This is a genomic window from Gillisia marina (genome assembly GCF_000258765.1).
Lineage (GTDB): Bacteria > Bacteroidota > Bacteroidia > Flavobacteriales > Flavobacteriaceae > Gillisia > Gillisia marina.
This window is the reverse complement of sequence record NZ_AJLT01000084.1, coordinates 1-486: the sequence shown is the minus strand read 5'-3', so window position 1 is coordinate 486 and position 486 is coordinate 1. Positions and strand designations below refer to the sequence as shown.

Below are 486 nucleotides of genomic sequence, written 5' to 3'. Positions count from 1 at the left end.
AGGTACTTCCACTTCGGTTTCAGGACTGGATTATGGTACTACTTATTATTGGCGGGCATTAGCGACCAATGCTGTGGGAGATAGCAACTGGTCTGCTGTTAGGAGTTTTATTACTATGTCAGAGCCTACCTTAGCAAGTGTTCCGCAGCTAAGCACTCCGGCAAATGCAGCCACGGGTATTTCTGTAACGCCCAACTTGAGTTGGAATGCTTCTTCGGGAGCAGACAGCTATAGAGTTCAGGTGTCTACAACTTCTAATTTTTCATCAACATTAGCAAATCAAAGCAACATTACAGGTACTTCCACTTCGGTTTCAGGACTGGATTATGGTACTACTTATTATTGGCGGGCATTAGCGACAAATGCTGTGGGAGATAGTAACTGGTCTGCTGTAAGGAGTTTCACCACTATATCGGCTCCATCAAATGGAGCGTTGGTGGCTCACTGGAAGATGGATGAGAGTAGTGGTACAACATTACTCGATGC

At 45.3% G+C, this 486-nt stretch carries 1 protein-coding gene; it reads left to right on the top strand.

Annotated features, from left to right (window positions below):
* On the top strand, nucleotides 1-486 hold a 486-nt coding region (locus ON07_RS16610; RefSeq protein WP_010232515.1), incomplete at both ends, for a fibronectin type III domain-containing protein.